This window comes from Veillonella parvula (assembly GCF_032577575.1).
Lineage (GTDB): Bacteria > Bacillota > Negativicutes > Veillonellales > Veillonellaceae > Veillonella.
Genome location: NZ_JAWFVO010000003.1, coordinates 468,629 through 494,088 on the forward strand (window position 1 = coordinate 468,629; position 25,460 = coordinate 494,088).

29 protein-coding genes are annotated in these 25,460 nt (G+C 41.6%); 22 read left to right on the forward strand and 7 right to left on the reverse strand.

Translation table 11 applies throughout. From position 1 onward, the window contains the following. Positions 1–215 precede the first annotated feature (215 nt). The gene (locus tag E7K77_RS07860) at positions 216–707 is read left to right on the forward strand and encodes a QueT transporter family protein (RefSeq protein ID WP_008602421.1); all 492 of its coding nucleotides are present in this window, start codon (positions 216–218) and stop codon (positions 705–707) included. Positions 708–848: 141 nt separating this feature from the next. Here the strand turns inward: E7K77_RS07860 and E7K77_RS07865 are convergent, their stop codons facing one another. The 4 genes from E7K77_RS07865 to ispE all read right to left on the reverse strand — a co-directional run bounded on the left by E7K77_RS07865 (position 849) and on the right by ispE (position 5,649). Next, positions 849–2,105 carry a Glu/Leu/Phe/Val family dehydrogenase gene (locus E7K77_RS07865; RefSeq protein ID WP_008602423.1) on the reverse strand — a complete coding sequence of 419 codons (1,257 nt, stop codon included), beginning with the start codon at positions 2,103–2,105 and terminating at the stop codon, positions 849–851. A gap of 359 nt (positions 2,106–2,464) precedes the next feature. Continuing rightward, complete coding sequence (locus E7K77_RS07870) at positions 2,465–3,925, reverse strand: alanine/glycine:cation symporter family protein (RefSeq protein WP_021148542.1); 1,461 nt, start codon at positions 3,923–3,925, stop codon at positions 2,465–2,467. Between the two features lie 138 nt (positions 3,926–4,063). Next, on the reverse strand, positions 4,064–4,756 hold the full coding sequence (locus tag E7K77_RS07875) for a GntR family transcriptional regulator (RefSeq protein ID WP_004697535.1): 693 nt from the start codon (positions 4,754–4,756) through the stop codon (positions 4,064–4,066). After that, entirely contained in the window at positions 4,753–5,649 is an 897-nt protein-coding gene (gene ispE / locus E7K77_RS07880) for a 4-(cytidine 5'-diphospho)-2-C-methyl-D-erythritol kinase (protein WP_008602429.1), read from the reverse strand. The genes E7K77_RS07875 and ispE overlap by 4 nt, the downstream gene beginning before the upstream one ends. A 205-nt stretch (positions 5,650–5,854) precedes the next feature. On the opposite strand from ispE, the gene E7K77_RS07885 reads away from it, so the two are divergent. The 7 genes from E7K77_RS07885 (at position 5,855) to E7K77_RS07915 (ending at position 12,967) form a co-directional block, all read left to right on the forward strand. Next, on the forward strand, positions 5,855–6,799 hold the full coding sequence (locus tag E7K77_RS07885; protein WP_008602433.1) for a YitT family protein: 945 nt from the start codon (positions 5,855–5,857) through the stop codon (positions 6,797–6,799). 171 nt (positions 6,800–6,970) lie between these two features. Beyond that, positions 6,971–8,608, forward strand: coding sequence for a phosphoglucomutase (locus E7K77_RS07890; protein WP_039965238.1), 1,638 nt, complete (start codon positions 6,971–6,973; stop codon positions 8,606–8,608). A 134-nt stretch (positions 8,609–8,742) separates the two neighbouring features. Further along, on the forward strand, positions 8,743–9,018 hold the full coding sequence (locus E7K77_RS07895; protein ID WP_004695058.1) for an ACT domain-containing protein: 276 nt from the start codon (positions 8,743–8,745) through the stop codon (positions 9,016–9,018). Between the two features lie 8 nt (positions 9,019–9,026). After that, complete coding sequence (locus E7K77_RS07900; protein ID WP_101928468.1) at positions 9,027–10,385, forward strand: PFL family protein; 1,359 nt, start codon at positions 9,027–9,029, stop codon at positions 10,383–10,385. A gap of 34 nt (positions 10,386–10,419) precedes the next feature. Next, positions 10,420–11,571 (forward strand): glycosyltransferase family 4 protein, encoded by a 1,152-nt coding sequence (locus tag E7K77_RS07905; RefSeq protein ID WP_004695060.1) that lies wholly within the window; start codon positions 10,420–10,422, stop codon positions 11,569–11,571. Between the two features lie 57 nt (positions 11,572–11,628). After that, a complete protein-coding gene (gene wecB / locus E7K77_RS07910; RefSeq protein ID WP_004695061.1) occupies positions 11,629–12,771 on the forward strand; it encodes a non-hydrolyzing UDP-N-acetylglucosamine 2-epimerase in 1,143 nt (380 codons plus the stop codon). Position 12,772: 1 nt separating this feature from the next. Further along, complete coding sequence (locus tag E7K77_RS07915; protein WP_325306109.1) at positions 12,773–12,967, forward strand: AtpZ/AtpI family protein; 195 nt, start codon at positions 12,773–12,775, stop codon at positions 12,965–12,967. A 95-nt stretch (positions 12,968–13,062) separates the two neighbouring features. On the opposite strand, the gene E7K77_RS07920 is transcribed toward E7K77_RS07915, so the two are convergent. From E7K77_RS07920 to E7K77_RS07930, 3 genes are read right to left on the reverse strand one after another with little or no spacing between them, the layout of a single operon-like run. Then, positions 13,063–14,148: a tyrosine-type recombinase/integrase gene (locus E7K77_RS07920; RefSeq protein WP_325306108.1), complete on the reverse strand. Its 1,086-nt coding sequence runs from the start codon at positions 14,146–14,148 to the stop codon at positions 13,063–13,065. Positions 14,149–14,205: 57 nt separating this feature from the next. Beyond that, positions 14,206–14,607 carry a hypothetical protein gene (locus tag E7K77_RS07925; RefSeq protein WP_325306107.1) on the reverse strand — a complete coding sequence of 134 codons (402 nt, stop codon included), beginning with the start codon at positions 14,605–14,607 and terminating at the stop codon, positions 14,206–14,208. Beyond that, on the reverse strand, positions 14,597–15,427 hold the full coding sequence (locus E7K77_RS07930) for a helix-turn-helix domain-containing protein (protein ID WP_325306106.1): 831 nt from the start codon (positions 15,425–15,427) through the stop codon (positions 14,597–14,599). Before E7K77_RS07930 ends, E7K77_RS07925 begins: the two co-directional genes overlap by 11 nt. A 208-nt stretch (positions 15,428–15,635) precedes the next feature. Between E7K77_RS07930 and E7K77_RS07935 the strand changes: the two genes are divergently transcribed. The 14 genes from E7K77_RS07935 to E7K77_RS08000 all read left to right on the forward strand — a co-directional run bounded on the left by E7K77_RS07935 (position 15,636) and on the right by E7K77_RS08000 (position 25,437). Then, on the forward strand, positions 15,636–15,851 hold the full coding sequence (locus E7K77_RS07935) for a helix-turn-helix domain-containing protein (protein WP_308518666.1): 216 nt from the start codon (positions 15,636–15,638) through the stop codon (positions 15,849–15,851). A gap of 73 nt (positions 15,852–15,924) precedes the next feature. Continuing rightward, positions 15,925–16,179, forward strand: a complete 255-nt coding sequence (locus E7K77_RS07940) for a helix-turn-helix domain-containing protein (protein WP_325306105.1) — start codon at positions 15,925–15,927, stop codon at positions 16,177–16,179. Positions 16,180–16,199: 20 nt separating this feature from the next. Further along, complete coding sequence (locus E7K77_RS07945; protein WP_322353098.1) at positions 16,200–16,439, forward strand: hypothetical protein; 240 nt, start codon at positions 16,200–16,202, stop codon at positions 16,437–16,439. 12 nt (positions 16,440–16,451) lie between these two features. Further along, positions 16,452–16,754: a hypothetical protein gene (locus tag E7K77_RS07950; protein ID WP_325306102.1), complete on the forward strand. Its 303-nt coding sequence runs from the start codon at positions 16,452–16,454 to the stop codon at positions 16,752–16,754. 97 nt (positions 16,755–16,851) lie between these two features. Then, positions 16,852–17,085 (forward strand): hypothetical protein, encoded by a 234-nt coding sequence (locus E7K77_RS07955; protein WP_322352826.1) that lies wholly within the window; start codon positions 16,852–16,854, stop codon positions 17,083–17,085. Positions 17,086–17,098: 13 nt separating this feature from the next. Further along, positions 17,099–17,605: a hypothetical protein gene (locus E7K77_RS07960; RefSeq protein WP_325306100.1), complete on the forward strand. Its 507-nt coding sequence runs from the start codon at positions 17,099–17,101 to the stop codon at positions 17,603–17,605. 155 nt (positions 17,606–17,760) lie between these two features. Then, entirely contained in the window at positions 17,761–18,216 is a 456-nt protein-coding gene (locus E7K77_RS07965) for a hypothetical protein (protein WP_325306098.1), read from the forward strand. Beyond that, the gene (locus tag E7K77_RS07970; RefSeq protein WP_325306096.1) at positions 18,206–19,579 is read left to right on the forward strand and encodes a DEAD/DEAH box helicase; all 1,374 of its coding nucleotides are present in this window, start codon (positions 18,206–18,208) and stop codon (positions 19,577–19,579) included. Before E7K77_RS07965 ends, E7K77_RS07970 begins: the two co-directional genes overlap by 11 nt. Beyond that, complete coding sequence (locus tag E7K77_RS07975) at positions 19,576–20,058, forward strand: DUF4406 domain-containing protein (protein WP_325306095.1); 483 nt, start codon at positions 19,576–19,578, stop codon at positions 20,056–20,058. Before E7K77_RS07970 ends, E7K77_RS07975 begins: the two co-directional genes overlap by 4 nt. Further along, positions 20,033–20,998: a DNA-methyltransferase gene (locus E7K77_RS07980; protein ID WP_325306094.1), complete on the forward strand. Its 966-nt coding sequence runs from the start codon at positions 20,033–20,035 to the stop codon at positions 20,996–20,998. Before E7K77_RS07975 ends, E7K77_RS07980 begins: the two co-directional genes overlap by 26 nt. After that, positions 20,991–21,557: a hypothetical protein gene (locus E7K77_RS07985; protein WP_325306093.1), complete on the forward strand. Its 567-nt coding sequence runs from the start codon at positions 20,991–20,993 to the stop codon at positions 21,555–21,557. Before E7K77_RS07980 ends, E7K77_RS07985 begins: the two co-directional genes overlap by 8 nt. Continuing rightward, a complete protein-coding gene (locus tag E7K77_RS07990; RefSeq protein ID WP_325306092.1) occupies positions 21,557–22,741 on the forward strand; it encodes a DUF2800 domain-containing protein in 1,185 nt (394 codons plus the stop codon). The genes E7K77_RS07985 and E7K77_RS07990 overlap by 1 nt, the downstream gene beginning before the upstream one ends. A 2-nt stretch (positions 22,742–22,743) precedes the next feature. Further along, a complete protein-coding gene (locus tag E7K77_RS07995) occupies positions 22,744–23,460 on the forward strand; it encodes a DUF2815 family protein (RefSeq protein ID WP_325306091.1) in 717 nt (238 codons plus the stop codon). Positions 23,461–23,472: 12 nt separating this feature from the next. Then, positions 23,473–25,437 (forward strand): DNA polymerase, encoded by a 1,965-nt coding sequence (locus E7K77_RS08000; protein WP_325306089.1) that lies wholly within the window; start codon positions 23,473–23,475, stop codon positions 25,435–25,437. Positions 25,438–25,460: the final 23 nt, after the last annotated feature.

The window sequence follows — 25,460 nt, forward strand, 5'->3', positions numbered from 1 at the left end:
AATCTTGATACTAATCGTAGATGATCCTACAAGTCCGCCTTAATCCCAATTAATTGCGAAAATATTAGATATATGATATATTAGTACTGCCTAAAGGCGACAACTAAATAAGACAGTTTGAAACCATCCTGTCTCTAAACAAAACTACGGAAATTCATAAGCATTGTAAGCATGGTAGTTTTGCCATGCTTTTTTATTTTGAGGAGGTGAGTGTTATGATTTCTACACGCAAATTGACTATTTCTGCCATGGTTGTGGCATTGTACATCGTTGTATTGTATGTAACGCAAAGCGTTTCCTTCGGGGCGTATCAAATTCGTATAGCAACATCATTATATGCACTTGCTTATGCCTTTCCGTTCTTGGTGATTCCCATGGGGATTGGCAACCTCATTTCTAACTTCCTATTCGGTGGTCTTGGTATCTTCGATATGATAGGGGGCTTTGGTGTCGGTGTAGTAACGACAGGCATCATCGTAGGCATGCGCAAGCTTGGCCTTAGTGCTTGGTGGGCAATGCTTCCCATTGTTTTTGTGCCTGCACTATGTGTGCCATTGTGGCTCAGCCCATTACTTGGCCTACCGTACTGGCCATTAGTGTTGAACCTCATCGTGGGTCAAACTGTTCCAGCGATTCTTGGTTCTGTATTGGTGAAAGCTTTGATGAGCCGTCCTAGTGTGGCTGCTTTATTAGGTGCTTTTAAATAATAAGTGGTTTTATTGACAAAACTAAGTAAATAATTGAATCTCAAGAGATGTTTCGATTATGTATATAGGTAAATAAAAAGGCGTAAGCTCAATGTGCGCTTACGCCTTTTCCATGGCTAACATGTATGGAGGTATAGGAGTTTAACAGTTGTAGCCACGCCACTTAGTTTCAACTACGAGTCGTTCAAGAGCAACCATGTATGCTGCTTGACGAGGAGGTACATTATATTTATGTTGCATTTCCCAAACAGCTTCGAAGCTATTTTGCATATTTTTAGTTAATCTTTCATTAACCTCTTCTTCAGTCCAGTAGAAGCTTGCTTTGTTTTGTACCCATTCGTAGTAGGATACAACTACGCCACCACCGTTGGCAAGCACATCAGGAATGATATCGATGCCCTTTTCATAGAAGTATTTATCCGCATCATTAGTAGTAGGGCCGTTAGCGCCTTCCAAGATGATCTTAGCTTGGATATTTTCCATGTTGTCTTTGTTTAATTGGTTTTCAAGGGCCGCCATGTACAATACATCCACTGGTTGAGCCAATAACTCTTGAGGCCCAATTGTAGTCATGCCTGGTTCGCTGTAACCTTCTAGGGAACGACCGTGGGAGTTAGCATATTCGTATGCTTTTTCAACATCGAGACCGTTAGGATTGTAGATGTTAACACTTACGTCGCCGATAGCCACAACTTTTGCACCTGCTTGTGCAATGAGACGAGCACCTACGGAACCTACGTTACCAAAGCCTTGAACTGCAACAGTAAGGTTTTTAATATCTAAGTTTTTCTTAGCAAGATAGCTTTGCAATGCGATGAGACAACCGCGACCAGTCGCTTCATTACGGCCTAAGGAACCGCCTACTTCGATTGGTTTACCTGTAACGATACCTGGGCTCCATTCGCCTTTTAATGTGCTGTATTCGTCAGCAATCCAGCTCATGATTTGGGCATTCGTATTTACGTCTGGTGCAGGAACGTCAGTATTAACACCAATGATAGGTGCAATACGGCGTACGAAGTTACGAGTTAAGCGTTCTAACTCACGAGGGTTTAAAGTTTTAGGATCGACTTTGATGCCCCCTTTACCACCGCCATAAGGAATGTTAGCGATAGCGTTTTTAATAGTCATCCATGCCGCAAGTGCACGCACTTCATTTTCGTCGGAATCTGGATGGAAGCGAAGACCGCCCTTAGCACTACCACGCAATGTGGAATGTTGGCATCGATAGCCTTCGTATACGCGAACTTCGCCATTGTCTAGTTGAAGAGGAACTGCTACTTTTAGTTCCCGTTCTGGGTGACGCAATACTTCGTATTCACTACGAGTATAGCCGAGCTTTTCAGCTGCTACGTCTAATGTGTTTAACATGTTTTCATATGGGTTATAACCGCTCATAATTACCTCCCGGATAACAGAGTAAATTAATTAGTGCTAATTTTTCACATACTTAAGTATTCGACATTATAAATAGAATACCCTTTATATTTTTATAAATATATTCTATAGTTTTTAACCTTTAAAAGTAGGAAAAATATAGATGGTTACTGTGATATCTGTCACTTTAAAATCTCTTGGTGGAGGATAGTCTTATCTATGAAAATGGATACTTTTACAAAAAATAAAAATCTATATTCCGAAGAATATAGACCCATCTGTATGCATTAATAAAGTATTTTAAAGATTATACGAATTTAAAGATTATACGAAAAAGACTGGTGAAAGATACTTTCACCAGCCTCATAGGTCAATATATTTTATTTTTCCACTGTATCTTCAATCGGAGTAGGAGGTACGGAGGAGTCTGTAGTTTGACCATCGCCCCACCATACGATGCCATATGTGTGATTTAGGATGGAACGGTTAAATACAGGCGTTTCAATACCTGCTTTGCGTTGTTTGATATAGTCGTCAAGGGCAAGACCTGCTGTGCGCCCCATGCGTACGATGGAACTTACGTTAGTTAATACTAAGAAAGCCATGAATAAATCGGCTAGATTCCATACGAGATCTAGAGAAGCAATAGAGCCAACAAATGTCATAAGAATTACGCCAATACGGAACAAATGTAGGTAGAATCGTTTATTTGTTAAGTGGCTGATATTGATTTCACCGTAGTAATAGTTACCAATTAAGGAACTAAAGGAGAACATAACGATGAAAATGGCTACGGCTGTAGGCGCCCAAGAACCAAGTTGTTGAGCTAGATTATGTTGTACAAGAGCAATGCCTGTTAGACCTGTAGTGCTGTAATCACCCACGATGAGTACGATGAAAGCAGAAGCTGTACAAATGATGAATGTATCAAGGAATACGCCGAATGCTTGTACAAGACCTTGTTCTACAGGGTGGTTAACAGCTGCCGTAGCGGCTGCGTTTGGAACAGAACCTTCCCCGGCTTCGTTAGAGAAGAGCCCCCGTTTGATACCATTCATAACAGTAGCACCTAATAAGCCACCACCTGCTGCAACAGGCTCAAATGCGGAGGCGAAAATAGTATAGATTACATGTGGGAATTGGGTGATATTCATAATTACCACAAATAATGCAGTAGCAATGTATAGAATCGCCATGATAGGAACAATGATTTCAGATGCTTTTGCAACGCGGTTGATACCACCGAATATGATAATACCAAGAAGGACTGCTACTACAGCGCCTGTATAGGACACATCAAGGTTAAATACCTGGAGAGATGCAGCCAAAGTATTGGCTTGTACAGAATTGTAAATCCAACCATAGGTAATACTGATTAAAATAGCAAATAGAACAGATAATGCCTTGTTGTTTAGACCATACCGAATATAGTAAGCTGGTCCGCCATAGAAACCGCCCTTAGCAACAGGTTCTTTGTAGATTTGTGCTAATGTAGATTCGATGAAGCCCGTGGCAGCACCGATGAGTGCGATAACCCACATCCAGAAAATAGCACCAGGGCCACCAAGTACAACGGCAATAGCTATACCTGCGATGTTACCAACACCTACACGAGATGCGGTACTAACACAGAATGCTTGAAATGAGGATACATGGTTCTTTTCTGTAGAGCTACCTGCGCCGTTAATTACGAGGCGAATCATTTCTTTAATCATGCGAATTTGTACAAAATTCGTTGTCATCGTAAAGAAGAGACCTGCGCCGATAAGAATAAAAATGATGAAATAACTCCATAAATAACCGTTTATGGTGGATATAGCATCATTAAGCATTGCTTCCATAAAAACTCCCTTTCTTATAAAAAATCCATATTTCATACTAATCAATGATATTGTATCAATTTCTATAGACTATGTAAAACAAAAATCCTTCACAAATAGGAAGGATTTTGCTTTATATAGTATTTTGTAGGATGTTTTTTATGCCTTAGTAAATTCTTGTGACTCTTCCATTCCTTGCAACAAGGTTTGTTCAGAATGTTCCATGTGAATTCGAGCTAGTTTACGAGCTTGTGCGGCATTGTGAGAGGCAATGGCTTCCACTAATTGACGATGTTCCTCCCAAGTTTTTCTAAGACGACCTGGTTGGTTCATAGAAAAACTACGGAAGCGGTAGGTTTGTTCTCGCAAATTGTGAACAATATCCGCCAATCTTTCATTACGAGATGCGCGGTAGAGGACTTCGTGGAATTCTACGTCCGCAGCCACAACGGATTCCATATTTTTGTTTTCCATATGATCGCCGATTTCTACAAGCATTCTCTCCAGCGTTTCGATTTCCTCTTCTGTAATGCGTTCTGCTGCAAGGCCTGCCGCAAGTTCTTCCAGGGCAGAACGGATTTCAAATACTTGCGTGATATCCTTCAAAGAGATGTTGGCAACGTAGGTGCCGCGGCGAGGCACCATAACGACAAAGCCTTCTAGTTCAAGTTTACGTATGGCTTCACGAATGGGGGTACGACTTACACCTAACTCTTCGGCAAGGGGAATTTCCATGAGGCGCTCCCCAGGTTTTAACACCCCATCTTGGATGGCTTGACGCAATGTTTCACTTACCACTTCTCTTAGTGGTTTATACGCATCGAGTCGTATAGGTTGTAACCGTTTTGTCATACTAAGTCCTCCTGTGTACATGTTTTAGTAATGAGTGACAGCCAATCATGACCAGCTGCTTTAATCTCTTCTTGTAATTGTAAGGCTTCCATAGGTTTGTTAAGTAATACTACCATCGTAGGACCGCTTCCTGTCATGATGGTTGGGTAACCACGGCTAGTGAAAAACTCCTTACATATTCCTAGTTCTTCGTGATCTGGGAATAATAATTCTTCGAAAGTATTAGCGCTACTAGTGAAAGCAGATTGTAAATCATTATTCTGAAGATGATTCAGAACGGTATCGATTGTTTTTGCGGTGGCATTAGATTTACCACTGAAGCGACCATAAGCAATCGCTGTAGAAATAGATACCTTTGGCTTTACTAGTAATAGCCAATGTGCCTCTGGCGATTGGCTATAGGTTAACACTTCGCCACGACCTGTTCCGCGAGCGGTACCACCTTGTAGTAGGAACGGCACATCAGATCCGAGTGAGGCACCAATGTTTAAAAGTTCCTCTTGTGTGAGCCGTAAGTCCCAAAAGCGGTTGAGACCTAATAACATGGCCGCTGCGTCTGCACTACCGCCACCAAGACCCGCTTGAATAGGAACGCGTTTTAATAGGTGGATGGCGGCACCGGCTTTACAACCCGTATAGGCTTGTATGGCACGCAACGCTTTGAGCGCGAGATTATCTTCTCCATAGCTTACGAGCTTTTGCATGTAATCGGGTAACTCAGGAGCGCCACCAGAAAAGACTACGGAATGATGCTTAGCGAAATAAATAGAATCACTAAGGCGAATCGATTGAAATATAGAATCGATGTCGTGGTATCCATCGTCACGCTTGCCTGTAATAGCAAGCCCAATATTAATTTTGCTGCAACCGAGTTGCTCAAAACTTTTACTCATAATAGCCTCGTTTGTAATGTACAAAATATATGCAGTTTATATGTTTATTTTATACTGTTATAAAGTGATTGAAAATAACCATTAAGTGGTTTATGATGATTTTGTATATACCTGTTGTTTGATTATTAAAAGCATTGTAAACAGTGTATGTTTTAATTAGTTCATTATAGAATATTTATAGTGAAATGGCAATTTGGAGGGAGCTATGTTCGCCAAGTATAAAGATGTTGTCTATCAATGTGTCATAGTTGCTGTTGGTTGTGCAATTTTTGGCGCTGGTTTAGATGCCTTTGTACTACCTCACAAACTGGTTAGTACTGGTATTAGTGGGGTAGGGTTGATTTTGTATTATCTAACGGGATTATCCGTTGGTTCTTGGAACGTTATTTTGAACGTCCCTATATTTTGGGCTGCTTGGAAGTGGCTTGGTAAACGTGTAGTGCTTAATACTTTGTATGGTACGCTCATGTTATCGTGGATGATTGATCTGTTTAGTTTCTTGCAATATGACATGATTATTAAGGATCCACTACTCAGTTCTATGATGGCAGGTATCACAACTGGACTAGGACTTGGTATCGTCTACCGTGTAGGTGGTAATACAGGAGGCCTTGATCCAATTGCACTTATCGTTCGCAAATATTATGGTCTTCAAATGGGGTCCATTAATAGCGCTATCAACTGTGCCATCCTCTTAGTTGCTGTCGGCGTTGTTGGACTTGAAGCGGTAGCTGTAACTCTTATCAGTGTGTATGTGTATACTATTATTACAAATAAGGTGGTAATCGGCTTTAATCAACGTAAAGTTGCTTTTATCATTACCTATCGCACCGATGAAGTATGTGAGTGTATTATCAATAAGGTTGGTCGTGGTGCCACTATTATTAATGGTATTGGTGCCTATACACGGACGCCTAAGCAAATTGTGATGGTTGCCGTTAACTTGCTGCAGGTAAATAAATTGAAAGAGGTTATTCAAGAAGCGGACCCAAATGTGTTTATCTTGATTACTGATGCCCAAGAGGTTATCGGTCAAGGTTTTACTCAACCTATTGTTCCTGCGGAAATATCTAAACAGCTGAAATCACAAGATATAACTACCGAAGCGAACAATAATGTTGTAATAGATGAAAATAGTTGTAACAGATAAAAATAAAGAATTATGATAAAATCTCTGGCTGTTGTCATCTTATATTAATTATGCGTAAATATAATATTTTATGAATGATACATACATTTTGAAAATAATTTAATGTAATTGATCGAATATCAAGGTTGTAAAATGAGAGGGCTTGCCCTCAAGATAAGATTAGAGGTTTCTATGACTCATAAATTAGCAGGTACTCCTGTACAAGAACAAGATATTATCGATGTGCAAACCCTTGTGGATGCATATTTTGATAATGCTCCGGATATTACAGATCCGACACAACTCGTATCCTTTGGTACATCTGGCCATCGCGGTACATCTTTAAATGGTACTTTTACAGATTTACATGTGGCGGCTATTACACAAGCTATTTGTGATGGCCGTGGTCAATTCGGTGCCACAGGTCCGCTTTTTGTCGGTCAAGACACACATGCTTTATCTCAGCCAGCCCTTGTAACGGTTCTAGAGGTTCTTGCTGGCAATGGTGTAACGGCAATGGTTGATTCCGATATGGATTTCGTTCCGACGCCATCTATATCTCGGGCCATTATTCGTTATAATGAAAGCCACGATGATAAGGCAGATGGTATCGTGATTACGCCATCTCATAATCCTCCAGATAACGGTGGCATCAAGTATAACGCTACTAATGGCGGTCCGGCGGATACTCTCGTTACAAAATGGATTGAAACTCGAGCTAATGAGTATGTTCGTGCATATTGTGAACTAGAAGGGTTCAAACGTATTAGCATCGACAATATTGAACCTGACCAACAAGTTCCGTATGACTATAAAGGCCTGTACGTAGAAGAACTGTCTTCTATTATTAATATGGAGGCAATACAAAGTGCAAAACCTAAGGTCCTCGTTAATGCCCTCGGCGGTAGTGGACTAGGTTATTGGCGAGCTATTAAAGAGCGCTATAATCTCAACATGGATATTATCAATGATGAATATGATCCAACTTTTAGCTTTATGACCTATGACCATGATGGTAAGGTCCGCATGGATTGTTCCTCCGAATACGCTATGGCCGATGTTATCAAGCAAATTGGTAATTACGATTTGGCTGTTGGTAACGATCCCGATTATGATCGTTATGGTATTGTTAGTGCAGAAGGGCTTGCTTCACCAAATGCATTCCTCGTAGCCGCTGCCGATTATCTATTCACAACCCGTGGTTGGAAGGATAAAGGGGTAGGCAAAACGGTTGTTTGTACAACCATGATTGATAAGTGGGCATCCGTTAAAGAAATTCCTGTGTATGAAGTTCCGGTAGGCTTTAAATACTTTAGTTCTCTATTATTCGATGGGGAAATTGGCATTGGAGGCGAAGAATCTGCTGGTGCATCGTTCCTTAAAAAAGATGGTACCGTATGGACCACAGATAAAGATGGTATGATTATGGCTCTCTTAGCAATGGAGATGTATGCTGTAATGGGCGCAACTGTTGAGAGACTATATAACAATATTGTGGAAGGCTGTGGGGATCCACGATTTGGTCGTATTGATGCGCCTTGTACAAAGGTGGCCAAGGCTAAGTTGAAACAATTAAATGCAAGCTCCATTACGGCTACCGAAGTAGATGGTGATGCGATTACTAATGTTCGCACTACTTCTCTGTATAAAGATATGCCTATTGATGGCGTTCGTGTGGAAACGGAAACAGGCTGGTTTGTAGCACGTCCATCTGGTACTGAAGATTTATATAAAATTTATGGTGAAAGCTATAAAGGTGACAAAGGTCTTATTGCATTGTTAACTGCTGGTGAAGAGATTGTAACAAGTGCTTTGTCTGACGAAGTATAACATATTGTTTTCACTAGAAAACTCATAAAGATTTCACTCATGAAAAATAATAAATGTGTTATAATATATTAATATAGTTTATTGAATGCCCTATACTGGCTATATAGTTTGTAGTGCTTAGAGAAGGTGATGTTATGAAATTAGTTGTTACCGTTGTCGGCGTAGACCGCGTTGGTATCATTGCTGGGGTTAGTACCGTACTCGCTAACTACGGTGTAAATATTATGTCGATAAATCAGACCATCCTTGATGGTGTTTTCAATATGATTATGATGTGTGAAACCAAGTCTGAAGATATGAAAAATCTTACAGCTATCCAAGAGGCTTTGACGACTCAAGGTAAAGAACTAGGTGTTGAAATCCGTGCACAACATGCTGATATTTTCTTGAGCATGCACCGTGTAGGATAGGAGGCACTATGTTATCTATCGACAATATTTTAGAAACGAATCAGATGATTCACGATAATAAGCTTGATGTGCGCACTATTACGATGGGGATTAGCTTGCTAGAATGTGCATCTAGTTCTGGTAAAGAGCTGTGTGACCGTATTTATGACCGTATTACAAAAGAGGCAGAACATCTTGTATCTACAGGGGAAGATATTGAGCGAGAATTCGGCATTCCTATTATCAATAAGCGTATTTCTGTAACACCCATTTCTCTAGTTGCAGGGGGGAGTGATTTAACAGCTTATGTTCCTGTGGCGGAAGCTATGGATCGTGCTGCAAAAACTGTAGGTGTTAATTTTATTGGTGGCTTTTCTGCGCTTGTAACAAAGGGCGCCACTCGAGCTGACCGCATTTTGATTGACTCTATTCCTGAAGCGCTGGCAACTACGGATATCGTTTGTAGCTCTGTTGCTGTGGGCTCTACTAAAACTGGTATCAACATGGACGCAGTGCGAGACATGGGAATCATCGTTAAGAAAACTGCAGAGCTTACAAAGGATAATGATGCTCTTGGTTGCGCTAAGCTCGTAATTTTCTGTAATCCTGTAGAGGATAACCCGTTTATGGCGGGTGCTTTCTTCGGGGTAACAGAAGGGGATAGTGCTATTTCTGTAGGTGTATCTGGCCCGGGCGTTGTAAAACATGCGCTTGAATCCGTTCGAGGTCAATCCTTTGACGTTGTAGCAGAAACGATTAAACGTACTGCTTTCAAAATCACGCGCGTAGGTCAATTGGTAGCCCAAGAGGCATCCCGTCGTCTCGGTAAACCATTTGGTATTATTGATTTATCTTTGGCACCAACGCCAGCTGTAGGTGACTCTGTAGCTCATGTTCTTGAAGAAATGGGCTTGTCCTCTTGTGGTTGTCATGGTACCACAGCGGCACTAGCATTACTTAATGATGCGGTGAAAAAAGGTGGTCTTATGGCTTCCTCTCACGTAGGTGGTCTTAGTGGTGCATTCATTCCTGTCTCGGAAGATGCAGGCATGATTGATGCTGTATCCTGTGGCAGTTTGACGCTTGATAAATTAGAGGCCATGACATGTGTTTGTTCTGTAGGGCTTGATATGATTGCTATTCCTGGAGACACTACTGCTGACACCATTTCTGCTATCATTGCAGATGAATCAGCAATTGGTATGATTAATAATAAGACAACTGCGGTTCGTGTAATTCCTGTACCTGGTAAGACTGTTGGAGAGGTTGTTGAATTTGGTGGATTATTAGGTTATGCTCCTATTATCGAAGTGAGTCCATATAGTGCAGCCGAGTTCATCGCCCGTGGTGGCAGAATTCCTGCTCCTATTCGTAGCTTAACGAACTAATCCGTTTTTACAACCTACTTGTTGGAGGTGTCTTATGAGTGAATATGTGCTCGATTATGTGTGGGCCTTTGCACTAGCGCTCATCATAACCTTTGCACTTACCCCATTGGTAAAACGCTTTGCCGTTGCTGTTGGGGCAATAGATAAACCTGATGCTCGAAAGGTGCATCATGGTGCGATTCCACGACTTGGTGGATTAGCAATCTTTCTCGGTTATGTGGGATCGGTTCTTTTTAACGATTCCATTCCGCATGATCATAAATTGTTTGGGTTTGTCCTTGGTACAGTCATTTTGGTGCTAGTTGGTATTTGGGACGACATTAAACAAATTGAGCCAAAAACTAAGTTAATGGGCCAAATTATAGCCGCCGCTATCCTAGTGGCTTATGATATTCGAGTAGATTTCATCAACCTTCCTTGGGGTGGTGTAGTATATCTCAAGTATTGGGCTATCCCATTGACTATTTTCTGGATAGTTGGTTTTACAAATATTGTAAACCTTATCGATGGCCTTGATGGCTTGGCTGCAGGTATTTCTTTTATCGCATGTATCGCTGTTTGTGCAATGACATTGCAACTAGGTCAAACTGATCTTGCTTGTATCTCTCTTGCCTTAGCAGGTGCGACTGTAGGTTTCTTGCGGTATAACTTTAACCCTGCAAAAATATTCATGGGTGATACGGGATCCATGTTGTTAGGCTATACATTAGCGGCTATTTCCGTTATGGGGGCCGTAAAGACGGCTGCTACGATTGCTCTAGTGGTACCTGCTATTGTGTTAGGATTGCCTATTTTGGATACCTTATTTGCCATTGTGCGCCGTAAAATCAGTGGACGTCCAATCTTTAAACCCGATAAAGGTCATGTTCACCATCGCTTGTTGGCACAAGGGTTAACACAAAAGCAAGCTGTATTGTTGATGTATGCAGTAACAGCTCTTTTCGGCGGTGTATCTGTTATCGTTGCAGAGGTTAATGCTTGGGTCGGCGCGACCTTGGTATTAGTAATTTTCTTGTGTAGTATTTATATTGCACGACGTCTTGGCGTTATCATGCATAGTGATGCGGCAGGGCATCCGTTACCACGTCCTACAATTGAACGTAGCGACTCGGATGATACCATATCCTTTGATCGCGATGAATTGGCTAAAGCCTTGGAGAATACTGATGATTCTCATAAGGAATAACCATCTGTGGGGCGCTTGGCGCCCCATTTTTTCTATCCTACTACGTTGGAGGCAACTATGTTAAAAGTTATGACAATCTTTGGTACAAGACCTGAGGCTATCAAGATGGCTCCTCTTGTAAAAGCATTACAAGCAGCACCAGATATGGAACCTATCGTCACCGTTACGGCACAGCATCGAGATATGCTCGATCAAGTACTAAACTTGTTTAATATTACCCCAGACTATGATTTAAATATTATGAGCCAAGGTCAAACACTATATGATGTAACTAATCGTGCTTTGATGGGCCTTAAAGATGTATTAGAAGAAGCAAAACCTGATGTGGTACTCGTTCATGGTGATACTACAACTACCTTTGCTGGTGCCTTGGCTTCTTTCTACCAAGAAATTCCTGTAGGTCACGTGGAAGCAGGACTACGGACAGGTGATATTTACTCTCCGTTCCCTGAAGAGATGAATCGCAAATTGACGGGGGCTATTGCGACGTATCACTTTGCGCCTACTTCTAGTTCTGAAAGCAATTTAAAAAAGGAAAATATTAATACAGAACATCTTTATGTAACAGGGAATACTGTTATCGATGCTCTTGATACGACGGTACAAGACAACTATGTATTCGATGATGCAGCTATTAATGCTCTTGATCCTAAAAAACGTACGGTTCTTGTTACCACACATCGCCGAGAAAACTTAGGTGAACCTATGCGCCATGTATATCAAGCCATTCGCGATTTAATTAATGAATTTGAAGATATTCAAGTTGTTTTCCCTGTACATAAAAATCCTAAAGTTCGCCAAGTTGTACAAGAGGAGCTTGGCTCTGTGGATCGTGTTACATTAATCGATCCTCTTGACTATGAACCATTTGCAAACTTGATGGCTAAATCTTACTTGATTTTGACTGATTCAGGTGGGATTCAAGAGGAAGCCCCAGCTCTTGGTAAGCCAGTTCTCGTATTGCGTGATACGACAGAACGTCCTGAAGCAGTAGAAGCAGGTACCGTTCGCCTTGTAGGTACTGATAAAGATGCGGTACATAAAGCCGCTTATGAATTATTGAGCAATGCTGAAGCGTATAAGTTGATGTCTAACTCTGTTAACCCATATGGTGATGGTAAAGCATCTGAACGCATCATCCAAGCGTTGCGCCATGAGTTCTTAGGCAATCCTAATCGTCCTGAACGATTTGGTAAATAATATGGATAAGGATCTTGTGAAAGCCCTCGCCATGGCAACATCAGCGGGGGTCACACTGGTCTCCTGTATAGGAGGTTTTATTTGGCTAGGTTATAAATTGGATACTTGGCTTCAAACGGAACCACTCTGCATGGTCATATTTGGCCTAATAGGAGCTATAACAGGGTTTTATATGTTATATAAACAGATACAATAATACCATAAAGCCGGTAAATATGCGTATTTACCGGCTTTATTTATTTGCAGATTGTTTTAAATTTTTTAAAATCAACTCGGTTGCTCAACCGTTGCTCAACTTTTGGCGAAAGTTAAAGATACGTAATCCGCGCCTAAAAGGCTATCCTTATCAGGTAATTTATTTACTGCTGCCACTAACTCAGACACATCTTTGTGGATATATACTTGATTGGTTACATCCGAATGCCGATGACCTAATATAGTTTTTGTTGTAGCTTCCGATATACCAATATGAATTAATAGAGTAGCGCATGTATGCCTTCCATCGTGCGGAAGGTGCCCAGGGAAATGTTTGTTTAAGTAGGTGCGAATGGCTACTAATAAATGCTTAGGAGTATCTTTTGGAAGTAAATATTCGTGTCGTTGGAAGTTACTTAGCTTATACCACTCCTTAATGAATGGTAGGATAGATTCTGCGATTGGAATGATGCGGTTTTTTCCTGCCTCGGTTTTACTGCCACCGATCATATATCTATCTTTAATGTGAACATCTTTTAGTTTAATACTTTGGATTTCACCAGGTCGCATTCCTGAATATATGTAAACCAATAATATGCGGGCGTCTCTGTCTGTTTTTGCCAGCTCCCATAAACGAGATATCTCAATAGGCGTAAAGGGTTTATGGATTTCAGACTTTACCTTTTGAGGAAGCGTCACAAGAGCAGCATAGTTCTTATCGACGATATCATTTTTTATAGCAGCGTCAAAAGTTGCTTTCATAGCAGTTTTAATTTGAACAAGGGTTGTGTGGCTCATATCCGCATATCTATCAATGACATCTTGCATATGTGCAAGTCTTATGTCCTTAATAGGGATTTTTAGTAGATGCTCAACCTTCTTTTTATTATACAGATATCCGCCTTTTTCTAAAATAACCCCTTTACGTATCTTATCTTCAATCATCCATTCCCAACATTGACCAAAGGTCGTATCCTTGACTTCATATTGCGGAGCATTAGCATCATAAGCCGATAATGCATTATACGCTTCCTTTTGTGTTGCAAAGGTACCTATGGATTTCCGCAAGGGTTTACCCTCAGAATTGTATCCAAGGGTCACTACGGCTCGATATGGCTTGCGTAGGGCCTTATGTTTCATCTTATATACGGTGCCTGTACCATTGGCGCGTTTCATGGCCATAATTTCATACCTCCTAAAATACCCCTATCTGAGTAGTATTGGATAGGGGCTTACATCTTATTTAAATTGAATCTGTTTAGCCTCTCCGTTGAGGTAGTAGGTAACTGTAGGCTTATTAGCGTTAATGTACTCAACGAGTCCTGGCTGAACCGGTGCCACGTATATGGTGTGGTAGAAGAATGATTCAGGGAATATATCGAATCGGCGTGCAGGCGGTACGGTCTGCACGAGCTGCCAATGCGCTTGTACAGACTTCCCATTAGGGAAGGTAAGAGTGGAGTTCTCTCCACCCTGCGCGGATGTAAGTGTCCAGTCCTCAAGGACTACGCTGGTTACGGTGTGGCCAAGCACAGACTCGTCCTTAAACTCAATAGACGGTTTAGGCCATAGGGCGAATAGGGCTATGCCTATGACGACTATAAGAATAATAGGAATAGCGATAATTGACTTAATCTTCATAATTTTCCTCCCTTTGTTTCAATTTATCACTGTACGCTTTTAGGTATTTAATAAAATCCCTTGAGAGTTCAAGTTCTTTAATATCTTTTGTTGGTTCATAGAATTGATCAATAGTAAATGTTAAAAATGAATCAAGCTTACCTCGGCTCTCTAGTTGGCCAAGTGTTAAGAAAAACCGGATAAAAGTATCGGTATCTTCCATTAAATGAGATATAATGGCCCCAATTTCTCTATATTTATCAATCATTGGCTTTGTAGCTAGCGGAAGGGATTCTCTTAAGGTAGTTACCATAAGCTCTTCAAACGAATTTTTATTTGCTTCTAGGTAAAATGAATCGTCCTCAGACAATATGGCCGGTAGATACTCCTTGTGTTCTTCAATCAGCCCATGAGCCGCATTATTTCGTAGTCTTCTAATTTCGATATCGTCGGTCAATGGAAATGCAGTTTTGATATATCGATACAAATCATGAATGAAGTCCGTTTGGGCCTGTGCTTTTGAGGAAGTTGCCCGGACTGCTTCGTGGTGTAAATCCTTCCCTAGTATATAGTTCATATCGACATTAAATAGCGTTGCGTAGGCTCGAATATAAGGAGCGGATGGTTGGCTCTTGCCATTCTCCCAGCGTGATATCATACTCTTGGATACGCCTTCACCTTTTATGTCTATTCCGGCTTTTTGAACCTCTAATGAAAGTTTTTCTCGAAGTGCATCAATAGTTAGGCCTTGCGCGGTGCGTAGTTCTTTTAATCGTTGGCCTATCTTAAATTTTAATTGATCTTCTTTAAGCCTTGAGTTTATATTTAGATTTGTAGTCATTTTTAAAATTCACCTTTCCTCACTTAAACCCTCATCCTACCTATATTATACTCCTAAAGTTCCTCAATAGGCAATTAAAATTTACGAGAAATCACAAAAATGTTGTTGACAGGAACTTTTTGCGGTGCTATCATGTACTCATAAGGCAACTCGGCAACATTTAAGGGTGGCTAATATAACAATTTGATATTGAAAGGGGGCGGGGTATATGATACCACGTAAAGCAATTTCTCCATATCGAAAGCTCAAAAGCTTTATGGTAGAAAATGATATTTCTAATACCGCAGCCGCAAAGGTGATAGGGGTTAAGCCAAACACTTTCAGTAAGAAGCTTAACCGCATTAACACAGACTTCACATTACAAGAGATGCGTACGTTGTGTATAACCTATGACCTTGATGCGAACGTATTTTTTTTACATTAAAGGTTCCTATTTAGGCAACTTTTTATTTTTACTTAGAGGTTCCTAATTAGGCAACTTAAAAGGAGGCGCAAGTATGAGGCAAAAGCAATTTACAACAAGAATGTACGGCGATGCCATACTTGAACGATTAGACGCATTAGGCATGTCAAAAGCAGATTTAACTAGGACTGCAGAGATTTCAAGGTCAACATTGAATCGTGCAATTGAAGGGCGTTCAGTCCACATGGGTACAATCGTTGCTATTTGTCACGCTCTCGGAGTTGAGTCCGTCGAGGATACGGACTTTTGGGAGACGGATTATTACAATCCGAAAATTGATGCTATTTAAAGTAAAAAGGAGGACAGTAAATGCTTAAAAAAGTGATTTCAGTCGCCCAAATGTCGGCTGTCCTTGGTGTTAGCCTAACGGCTATCAGAGAGGGTATCGCGGTAGGTAAATTCCCATTTGCCTATGCCTGGCAGTCACCAGGCAAAAAGTCAAGAGCCTTTGTCATCGACAAAGAAGGCTTTAGGACGTTCCTTGTCCATTCGCTTGGATGGGATACGAAAGTAGTTGATGCGGAGTTTAAATCTGCAGGAATTCATTAGGAGGAATTAATCATGAACTGGAGTAACACATCCTATCATTACACAATATCCGTAATTAAAGGAATTGTAGGTGGATTTCAGTATAGCCTCGACAGAAAATGTAACACAAAACGGTGGGCACTGATGGAACTTGAACAGTTAGGAGCCTCAAATTGGGGATTTTTAAACTTAAAAACGCGCTTAATCGATAGCGCCATCCAAAAAGCCATTAGATACGTCAAAAGTACCGACATGTCAAATTGTCAGGTATCGACTGTGTATCATTCTGGATTTAGGCACGATCCTGGTTATTTTAAAGGTTTAAAGGAGATGTAAATCATGACATGGATTGACGCAGGAATGCATTTAAGCTTTGCTACTGCTGCAGTAGCATCTATTTTATCAATGATGATGTTATAAAGGAGATCAATTTATGGGCTATATGTTATTGGGGACGTTCCTTGTCGCAGGCTCTATGGGGGCCTTGGAAGTAGACCAAATCGGTTGGGAACAGTTTATATTGCAATCGTTAATCGGACTTGTCATATCCCTATACGGTTTTTACAAAGATAAAGCCGAAATGGATGCTGAAGACCGCGAAGATGTCACATACATGCCGAGAGTGAGAACTCGCGGCGATTATTGCAAAAACCCTTATTACAACTAAAAGGAGACAGAAAATGACAAAAGCTTATGTCAGTAAACAAAAAGTGAGGGACTTCGTATCACGTGTCAGTTTTGACAAAACCAATGCAATTGAAAATGAATACGAAGCGCTATTAATTAAAGAAATTAAATCACTAGATGCCTTTAAGCGTCTAGAAGATGCTCTATCCGAAGCACGAAAAGCAGCTATGGAAATTAGGAAATCGGGATTTGGTGATAATGTTTTGGCTAGTATGCCGACTTCAGAATTTTTAATAGATCGCATGATTAGTCGAAGTAGGAGTTTCTACCGGGAACCATCAAAAGAATGGGCGACTGTTTGTGAACTCCTGAAGCCGTTCAATGAACGACTATCAAAAGTACGTGATGCCAGAAAAAGTGCTTACAGAATTATTGATGAAGCCCAGACAGGTAGAGCAGCTGCCGATGCGTTAAAAGAAGCGGGTCTAGATTATTACGCGTGGGAAGCTAGAAAACCTGAGATGGTGCTTGATTTAAGCGCTTTGAAAGGTGGTGATTAAATTGCGAGACTGTAACAACTGTCCAAGACGAGACTTCTGCATTCCTGATGAATGCGAGGATTTGGGCATGAAAAATGAGCCTGATGATGCGGCAACATCAACAAGCTCAAATTAGAAAAATATCCACTTAAAGTATACCACAGAAAGGACATCTTATGGAATTCCTATTAGTTACTTACGATACCAGTGATTATTACTGGCAAAATAGCACCCCTATACATAACCCAGATGAATTTTGGTTTAGATACTATGAATCCGATACAAATGTTCCAATCGATAACATTGGTGTTGGTGATTGGGTTGTTGTTAAATCAAGAAACGGCTTAGGTCTTGCCCGTGTTTTGAAAAAGGCAAAAGACATCGATACTGTTCGGATGCAAGGCTTTAAAGGGAACATCGTTAAGCAGGTTATAGCCGTTGTTGATACCTCTAAATGCGATAAACGCGAAAGTGATCGAGCTAAATTGGAGGACATCGAAAAGAAACTCGAACAAAAGGCTAAAAACGCTGAGCGCTTGACTATGTATCGATTACTCGCAAAAGATAACCCAGAATTCTCAGCATTACTTACTGAGTATGAATCTGTGAAGGCGTCTGTCAATGAATTATAACGCTTTCATCAACTCCAAGTCTAAAATGTCAGAATCTCATGGATTTGATATTAATACAGGTATGTTAAACAATCATCTATTTGACTTCCAACGAGATATCGTTAAATGGGCCTTGGCAAAAGGTAAAGCTGCCATATTCGCAGATTGCGGATTAGGTAAAACTTTAATGCAGCTGGCCTGGGCGTATGAGATTTATCTACATACAGGTGGATCAGTACTCATATTAGCACCGCTAGCTGTAGCTGCTCAAACACAGTCCGAGGGTGACCGTTTCGATATTCCTGTGACTATATGCGAATCTGATGATGATATTGTGCCAGGCGTTAATATTACAAATTATGAGAAATTAGGACGATTCAATACCGATAATTTGATAGGTGTCGTGCTTGATGAATCAAGTATCCTAAAGTCATTTACTGGTAAAGTACGTACAGATTTAATAAATCGATTCAGTAATACACCATATCGGTTGGCATGTACGGCAACACCTGCACCGAATGACTATATGGAGCTTGGCAATCATGCAGAGTTCCTCGGCATCATGAGCCGTAATGAGATGTTATCTATGTATTTCACGCACGATGGTAGCGATACCGCTAAATGGCGATTAAAAGGCCATGCAGAGAATACCTTTTGGGAATGGATGGCGTCATGGGCAGTCGTGCTAGATAATCCGGCATCCCTGGGGTATGAAGATGATGGCTATGAATTGCCTGAGTTACACGTACATGAAATCGTAGTTGATAAAACTGGCGAAGATATCCCTACTTTATCATTATTGGAACGCCGCAGAGCCCGCAAAGCATCTCTTGAATCAAGATGTAGAGCAGCAGCTGATTTAGTCAATGCATCTAATGAGCAATGGCTAGTGTGGTGCGACCTTAATGATGAATCGACTACTTTGAAAGAAATGATTGATCTCGCAGAGGACGTCAAAGGTAGTGATAAGGCGACTCGAAAACAGGGCATGATGTTAGGTTTTGGTTCTGGATTCCTAAAATGCTTGGTAACAAAACCAAGTATCGCTGGATTCGGAATGAACTGGCAAAACTGCCACAATATGATTTTTGTTGGACTATCCGATAGTTATGAACAGTATTATCAAGCGCTTCGTCGATGCTGGCGATTTGGTCAGAAGCATGAGGTGAACGCTTATATCGTAATTTCCGAAAAGGAAGGCGCGGTTAAAGCGAATATCGAACGTAAGGAAGCGGATGCTATAAAAATGAGGGACGCTATGATTGCGCTAACCCGTGACGCTGTTCGTACTGAATTATCTAAAACTAGACGGGAATCAACGGAATACAATCCGTGTGTGCCTATGGTGTTACCTAACTGGGCAGAAATGAGGGCTGTTATATGACTAAAATTTACGTAAGCCATCCATTCGGAGGATTGGCTAAAAATAAAAAGAATGCTGACTCTGTATTAAAGTGGCTGCAGGACGATATGGGCGTATTTCCGATAAAGGAACCTTTTGGCAGTGATACGCATAACATATTCCTATCACCTATACATATGTTTGGGCATTTATATAACAAGGTTGATTATGATACTGGCATAGGCTGGTGTATTGACCTTCTAAGTGGTTGTGATGCAATCATAATGTGCAACGGATGGGAGAACTCAACCGGGTGCAATTTGGAGCTAGCTTATGCTAAGGATCATAACATAAGAGTCATCCACATCAATGAATTAAAAGCAGCCAAATTGACTAGATTAGCTGTTGAGGCAGGAATGGATAAAGCTATAGCCGCCCTATCTGGATTTGCAATGCTGCAAGCGTTAAATAAGAAAGCAAAGGAGGACCTACAACGTGAACGTGCTAAATCAGTTAATTGAGTCCCGATTTGCAATTTATAATGGCGACTCTGTAGAAGTGCTGAAAGGGCTGCCTGATGATAGCGTTCATTACTCCATATTTAGCCCTCCATTTAGTAGCTTGTATGTGTACTCAAATTCCGATAGGGATATGGGAAACTCATCTACTGATAGTGAGTTTTGGCAGCACTTCAAGTATTTGATTGCAGAACTATACCGCGTAATAATGCCTGGGCGATTAGTATCAGTTCATTGTATGGATTTACCTCTCACGAAATCTAGGGATGGTATTATCGGAATGAAAGACTTTCCCGGTGACATTATTCGAGCCTTTCAGGATGCTGGATTCGTGATGCATTCCCGAGTCACGATTTGGAAAGACCCTCTTGTTGAGGCTACTCGGACAAAGGCTCTGGGTCTTTTACATAAACAAATTGTAAAAGATTCTGCCATGTGCCGTATGGGGGCGCCTGATTACATCGTGACATTGCGTAAGCCTGGTGACAATCCGGAGCCCATCGCACATCCGGATGGATTTACCCAGTTTTTCGGGCAAGAGGAACCTGAGGGTATCAAAGGAGTTGAACGACCTGCGCCCGATCCAGAGTTGTTTGATAAAAAGCAGAAATATAATACGGAGCCTATGTATAGCCATCAAGTATGGCGCCGATATGCTAATCCTGTATGGGCGGATATCCGCCAAACACATACGCTGAATTATAAAGCAGCTCGTGATAATAAGGATGAACGTCATATTTGCCCGTTACAGCTAGATACGGTGGCTCGTTGCATAGAATTGTGGAGTAATCCAAATGATATCGTACTTGATCCGTTTGCCGGTATTGGTACTGTACCAGTTATGGCACTTCGTATGGGGCGTAGGGCTTTAGGTTTTGAGCTAAAAGAATCGTATTACAACCAATCAATTATTAATATTCAGGAGGATTTAAACAATGATTAAAGTTGAAGTTCAAGGAGTTAATGTACTAGATGTATATAACCAGCTAAAAGCTGTGTTAAATCAATTCAGAAGTTTTGTAGATAACGACAGAGCAATGGATGATAAAGCCCCTGGCATAGTAGATACAGTGGTATCTACAGTAGCGACACCGTCCGTGTGCGTATCTAATCTCACACCACAAGATACGAATCAAGGTGTGCCTACTACAACAGTAGCAGTGCAACCAAACTCCGTATCCATGACGGCTCCTAATGCGGCTGTACAAGTTACTCCTACTCAAGTAGCTGTTACGGCACCAACTGTCAACGTGGCAACTGATGCCCAAGTACAAACTGCAGCACCTTTGCAAACACCTGTTACTGCTCCGGTATCCCAAGAAGTTAAGAAGTATACATTGCCTGAAATTCAAGCGGCTCTTGCGCCATTACTTGACGCAGGGAAAGCTGTAGAATTGCAACAATTAATGGCACAATTCGGTGTTCAATACTTGGGTGAAGTACCTGAGAACAGATACCCTGAATTAGTAAATGCAATTAGAGGATTGGGGGCAAGAATCTAATGGCACCTCGATCACATGCATTATTAAACGCATCGGGGTCGCACCGGTGGCTGCATTGTACAGCCGCCCCTCTTCTAGAGGAGAACTTTCCCGATAGCACATCTGTATATGCAAAGGAAGGAACCCTGGCACACGAACTGTGTGAGTTAAAACTACAGAAGTATACCACGGCCATGGCGAAATCCACATACACTCGCAAGTTCAACAAAATCAAAAAGGATGAATTGTGGCAACCAGAAATGGACGATACCTCGGAAACATACCTTGAATATGTCAAAGGTGTCATGTTAGGTTGCACAGCAACTCCAGTAGTAGCCATTGAAAAACGCGTTGACTTTAGCCGTTATGTACCCGATGGATTCGGAACGGCTGACTGTATCATCCTATCCGGCGACACTTTGCACATCGTTGATTATAAGCACGGAAAAGGGGTAGTTGTTAATGCGGAACACAATCCACAAATGATGTTATATGCCCTCGGCGCGATTGACGCATATAGATTACTCTATATGTTTAATACGGTCAAAATGACTATCGTGCAGCCCCGTGTTAATAATATCAGCGAATGGGAAATCCCTACGGCAGAACTACTGGAGTGGGGTAATACATTCGTCAAACCTCGTGCAGACGAGGCTATGTCTGGCAACGGTAAATTTGAACCTGGCGACTGGTGCAGATTCTGCAGGGCGAAACAACAGTGCAAAGCTCGATATGAGGCAAACGACTCATTGCACAGTGCGCTAGTTGCTAATCATGATCCTCGACTTATCTCGATGACAGAACTCGGTGAATATCTTCGTCGAGGGAAAGACGTCGCTGCTTGGCTCGAGGATATGAAAGACTACGCACTCACTGAATCTCTTAATGGGGTGACAGTCCCTGGCTGGAAAGCCGTAGAGGGTCGTGGTAGTCGGGCATTTCAAGACACCGATGCTGCGATTGACACTTTAATCAAAGCAGGCATCGATGAAAGCATTCTATATGAACGCAAGACATTAACATTGGCTCAGATGGAAAAGACCATCGGTAAAACCCAATTTAATGATATGGTAGGCGACATGATCGTTAAGAAAGCAGGCAAGCCTACCCTAGTTGAGGAATCCGATAAGCGCCCTCGGATTACCAATCAACCTACTGCGGCGCAAATATTTAATGTATCTAATGATAATAATGGAGGTAATTAATTATGTCATTCGTTCCACAACCAACTGAAGTATTATTGCAAAATGTTCGTGTATCCTATTGCCATCTATTAGAACCTTGGGCTAATTCCACACAGCCTGGTGCTAAACCTAGATATTCAGCTACTATTCTTTTGCCTAAAACTGATGTAGCTCAACACCAAGCACTTATGAATGCTATCGAGGCTGCCATTCAAGCCGCGCGTACCAAATTCGGCGCACGTGTTCCAGCACAGCCTAAAGTACCAATTCATGACGGTGATGGTTACACGCAATCTGGTAAGGAATTTGGCCCTGAATGTAAAGGTCATTGGGTATTTACAGCAGCGCAAGACGCTAGTTATAAAGTTGAAGTAGTAGATCTTCAAGGTAATCCTCTCACAAATCCTACGCAAGTATACTCCGGCATGTATGTCAATGTACTTGTTCGATTCTTCTTCTACTCCAATCAATCCACTGGTATCGGATGTGGTTTAGGTCCTGTTCAAAAAGTACGCGATGGTGAAGCATTGGGTAGCATGCCTGTAGCTGCATCCTCTGTATTTGGTGCACCTCAAGGTAGCGCAGCTAATGTATATACTGGTGCTCCAGTAGCAGGTCAACCTGTGCAACAACAAGCACCTCAACAAGGTTATGTACAACCGGCATATGCTACGACACCTCAGCAATCCGTGCAGCAGGCTCCTGTAGGGATTAACCCTGTAACTGGTCAACCTTACTAATAGGTGCCTGATATGAGGCATCTAAGTATTGATATAGAAACATATTCATCGACTGATATCTCATTCGGAGTGTACAAATATACTGAATCGCCTGATTTCGCCATATTACTATTTGCGTATTCCTACGACTTTGGTTCTGTTGAAGTTGTAGATTTAGCGCAAGGAGGGGTAATTCCTGACAGTGTAATTCGTGATTTATTAAGCCCAGATGTAATCAAGCACGCTTACAATGCACAATTTGAAATTACATGTCTAAATCGTGCAGGGTTACTCACATCGGTTGATCAGTGGCAATGCACGATGATTCACGGTGCCTACCTAGGATATCCTATGGGCCTAGCCTTACTCGGCAAGGCCCTGGGATTACCTCAGGATAAGAAAAAGGATGCATCGGGGAAAGCACTTATCAAGTACTTTTGTACGCCATGTAAGCCTACTAAACGTAATGGGGGTCGTACCCGTAATCTACCTAGACACGATATGGATAAATGGAATGCTTTTATCGAGTACAACCGCCAGGACGTTGTGACCGAGATGGAATGTTATCATAGATTAGCTTCTTTCCCTGTACCTGATGATACGTGGAAAGATTGGTATCTTGATATCCAAATCAATAGTAGGGGGGTGCGCATCGACCATGAATTGGTTGAGGGTGCCTTATACATTGATGAAGAAAATCGCGAAATGTTGATGAATGAGGCTTATCAAATTACGGGACTTAGCAACCCTAACAGCCGGAATCAATTACTTGATTGGCTAAACAATAATACTAATGTTAGTCTTGAAAAGTTAACTAAGGACACTGTGGCCGATGCTCTGACGGATGCTGATGACGTTGCAGCAAAAGTGCTTATGATTCGGAAGAAACTTGCGAAGTCATCAGTATCTAAATACACCATGATGGATGGTGCTATGGGCGCAGATCTTCGTCTTAGGGGAACGTTACAATTCTATGGTGCCAACCGTACCGGACGCTGGGCGGGTCGTCTTATCCAGGTGCAGAACCTGCCGAGAAATTACATCGAAAACCTCGACACGGCTCGGCATCTCGTTAAGACCAAAAACCGTCAAGGGTTAGAACTTCTGTACGGTGATGTATCGGATACGCTATCTCAATTAATTCGTACCTCAATTATTGCTGAAAAGGACAATACATTATGTGTGGCCGACTTCTCGGCCATTGAGGCTCGTGTTATCGCCTGGTTATCGGGAGAACATTGGCGGCAGCGAGTATTCGCTGAGGGCGGAGATATATACTGTGCTTCCGCATCATCGATGTTTGGTGTTCCCGTTGTTAAACATGGCGAGAATGGGCACCTTAGACAAAAAGGTAAAGTCGCTGAATTGGCACTCGGCTATCAAGGCGGAGTGAATGCATTAAAAGCCATGGGAGCTCTTGATATGGGACTCCATGAGGAGGAATTACCAGAAATCGTAAATTTGTGGCGTAACGCATCACCTAGAATACGAGATTTATGGTATGCCGTTGAGAACGCGGCCGTGTACACCGTTACTACCGGGAATCCTATAGGCCTTGACCACGGCATTATGTTTCGTTTGGAAATTGATCCAATATATGGATACCGATATATGACGATTGAACTACCTAGCGGACGTAAGCTGTTTTATCCTAGCCCAAGCATTAAACAGAATGCATTTGGTAAGGATGCTGTGCATTTTAAGACTAAGGTAAATGCTGCATGGGTTACTGAAAGTACCTATGGGGGTAAGTTAGTCGAAAACATCACGCAAGCAGTCGCTCGCGATTGTTTAGCATTAACATTACGCCGATTGGAGGATGTAGGATATCAAATTATCATGCACATCCATGACGAAGCTGTACTTGAAATCAATAAGCATAACGCAGAATCAATACTGGATGATGTTAATGCTATATTCTCAATCGCCATACCTTGGGCAGACGGGCTGCTATTATCATCCGCAGGATTTACTAACGACTATTATATGAAAGATTAGGAGGGGATACACTTGCAAAACGA